We start from the raw sequence: 2915 nt of genomic DNA on the forward strand, positions 1-2915 counted from the left end.
GATGGTGACTTGCTGGCCGCTGAAATTGGGGCCGGCAAAGAAGGTGACTTCCGCCGCATTGGCGGCTTGTGCGGCCAGACCTGCTGCAAGGCTGGCCAGGATCATCAGGCGTTTCATGTTATCTCCATAGTGTTGCTGTCGCCGCGCGGCGCCATTACGCATCCAACGCGGCCGTGGGGCCGTGAGCATACAGGACCTTGTAACAATTTCCTACTCCAGTAGAATCATATTCTTTTTGCAAAGCCGCCCATGAAGTTTACGCTCGACCATTTCCGTACCGAAGCCGCCGGCCTGTGGAAGCTGGCCTGGCCTGTACTGGTCGGCCAGGTGGCCACCGTGGGCATGGGCGTGGCCGACGTGGCGATGACGGGCCATTCCAGCGCCGCCGAGCTGGCGGCGGTGTCCCTGGGCGCCTCGATCTGGTCCATCACCATCGTGACCGTCACCGGCATCATGATGGCGATTAATACCGTTGTAGCACACGAGGTGGGCGCCGGCGATTTCGGCACGATTCCCCACACTGTGCGGCAGGCGCTGTGGAAGGCGCTGGGAGTGGGCCTGCTGGCGGCGCTGTTCGCCAATCTGTCGACGCTGCTGTTCGACCACCTGCAAATGGCGCCGGAAGTGAACCGGCGTGCATCGCTGTTCGTKCACATCATCAGCAGCGCCCTGCCCGCTTATGCAGCTTACCGCGCTTTGTACGGCTACAGCGCCAGCATCAACCAGACCAAGCCCGTGATGGTGATTGCGCTGCTTGGGCTGGCGTTCAACGTTTGCGTGAACTGGGTGCTGATCTTCGGCCATTTTGGCATGCCGGCATTGGGCGGCATCGGCTGCGCGATCGCCACCGCCTGCTGCACCTGGCTGATGCTGGGCGCCATGCTGGTGTGGGTGCGCATTGCCGATCCTTACCGCCAGACTTATCCTTTCACGCATTGGGAATGGCCGCACTGGCCGGAAATCCGCAGCATGCTGCGCCTTGGCCTGCCGATCGGCATCACCTATTTTGCGGAAGTCAGCGCCTTCGGTTCGGTCAGCCTGATGGTGGCGCGCTTCGGCGTGGAGCAGGTGTCGGCGCATCAGATTGCGCTGAATTTTTCTTCGCTGGTGTTCATGGTGCCGCTCAGCTTTGGCATCGGCACGGTGACCCGCGTGGGGCAGGCCATGGGCGAAGGCAATCCGGTGCGGGCACGCTTTGCGTCATGGGTGGGCGTGGCGATGGCGCTGGGTTTCGGTGTGCTGTCGGCGGTGTTCATTGCGGTGTTCCGGCATCAGATCGCAGCGGCTTACACCAATGATGTTGCAGTGCAGGCGCTGTGCGTGCAGCTGCTGCTGTTTGCGGCGGTATTCCAGCTGTCGGATGCGACGCAGGTGTCGACCTCTTGCGCGATTCGCGGTTATAAGGTGACACGGCAGCCGATGGTGATCCAGCTGCTGGCGTTCTGGGTGTTCGCGCTGCCGATGGGGTGGATTCTGGGACTGGCGCCTGCCTGGGTGCCGTTTGCACCGGCGCAGCCGATGGCGGCCAGTGGTTTTTGGATTGGTTTGGTAGTGGGGCTGACGATTGCGGCCGTGCTGCTGACCTGGTCATTGCATCGGCTGTCGATGCAGCGACTGCGGACCTGAGCCGGAAGGGTTCGGCGCCCTCAACAGATCCGCCCAACGCATCAGCGCCAGCTGCAGCGCCATTGCAGCGCCATTGCAGCGCCATTGCAGCGTTAAGCGCCGCCTTTCGGCTGCGATTTCTGCACCAGCGACAGGCTGGCGACTTTAGGCGAGTCGTTCAGTGATTGCAGCGCGTCCGGCGACAGGCGGCCGAACAGGATGTGGCGGCGCGTGTCGGCATCGGCCAGGCCCAGTTGCTGGAACCTGGCCACTTCTTCGTCCGTCAATGTGCTGTGGAGGCGTACTGAAACCTGCACCGCTTCGCCGCCATGGTTCACGCAGTGCAGGCAGAGTGCCGCGTCAAATTTTGATGAGGCCATACCCCCACTTTACATCATGCTTGCCTGCCGCGCTGCCCGGTATTTTCGAGTGGGACTTCAGCCACGCCTTGGCCTGGGCCGGCGTCAGCCTGGGCTTCAGTTCCAGTTGCAGGGCCAGTAAGCCGGCAACGAATGGCGTGGCCATGCTGGTGCCGGCCATCAGCTGATAGCGCTTGGCGATGACGAAGCGCTGGTCGGCCTGCGCCGCCGACGCGAGGCAGGAAGCGATCATGGCGCCTGGTGCGGTGACGTCAGGCTTGGGACGGCCGTTGCGCAGAGGCCCGGGACTGCTGAATTCCGACACAGTATTCAACACCAGCCCCACCGTTTCGTGCTCGCCCGCCAGATCGTTCCACTCATTGCGGCAGGTGTAGCTGGCTGCCGTCACCACGTCCGTCGCCGAGCCGGGAGAGCCGATCAGATAAGAAAACGTGGGATCGGCAAAGCGCCCCGAATTGGGCGCAGATGGATCGAGCAGCAGCCACACATGCAGCTGGCCCGGCGTGCCGCTCTTGCGCCGCACCTCCAGCTTCCAGGTGCCACCGAGCACCGGGCCATTGTTATTACCCGCCACCTCGATCACGAATTGCCGGTCGCCATTGGGCGCCAGCGCATTGGGCGATGCGATCGTCACGGAGTCCGAACCGACCGTGTACTTGGTCGCGCCGGGATCATCGGCGATCAGGCCCTGCCACTTGGTCGCATCGCCATTCGGCCCCGTCACGCGCACTTCGCAAACGCCCTTGCCCGAATACCAGCCGTTGAAAAGCAAATACGGTGCAGGTTCCTTTTCGCTGCGCGCATTGACCTTGATGTCGAAACTGGCCGGGCTGCGCGCATTCACCAGCTGATTGACGTGGATAGGATCGCCGCCCTCATTGCCCGCCGCCGCCACCACCAGTTGCCCCGGCCCGCATTCATCGCTGATGG

At 63.0% G+C, this 2915-nt stretch carries 3 protein-coding genes; 1 reads left to right on the forward strand and 2 read right to left on the reverse strand.

Features of this window, described 5'->3' with window-relative positions; genetic code table 11:
• The first annotated feature begins 249 nt into the window (after positions 1 to 249).
• A complete protein-coding gene (locus AB4Z11_RS28300) occupies positions 250 to 1626 on the forward strand; it encodes an MATE family efflux transporter (protein ID WP_442029156.1) in 1377 nt (458 codons plus the stop codon).
• Positions 1627 to 1718: 92 nt separating this feature from the next.
• On the opposite strand, the gene AB4Z11_RS28305 is transcribed toward AB4Z11_RS28300, so the two are convergent.
• Together AB4Z11_RS28305 and AB4Z11_RS28310 are read right to left on the reverse strand one after the other, a co-directional pair.
• Positions 1719 to 1985 (reverse strand): hypothetical protein, encoded by a 267-nt coding sequence (locus AB4Z11_RS28305; protein ID WP_442029157.1) that lies wholly within the window; start codon positions 1983 to 1985, stop codon positions 1719 to 1721.
• The coding region (locus AB4Z11_RS28310) for a S8 family serine peptidase (RefSeq protein ID WP_442029158.1) at positions 1966 to 2915 on the reverse strand (950 nt) is incomplete at its 5' end. The genes AB4Z11_RS28310 and AB4Z11_RS28305, both read right to left, overlap by 20 nt.

Source organism: Pseudoduganella sp. RAF53_2 (assembly GCF_052113985.1).
Classification (GTDB): Bacteria; Pseudomonadota; Gammaproteobacteria; order Burkholderiales; family Burkholderiaceae_D; genus Rugamonas.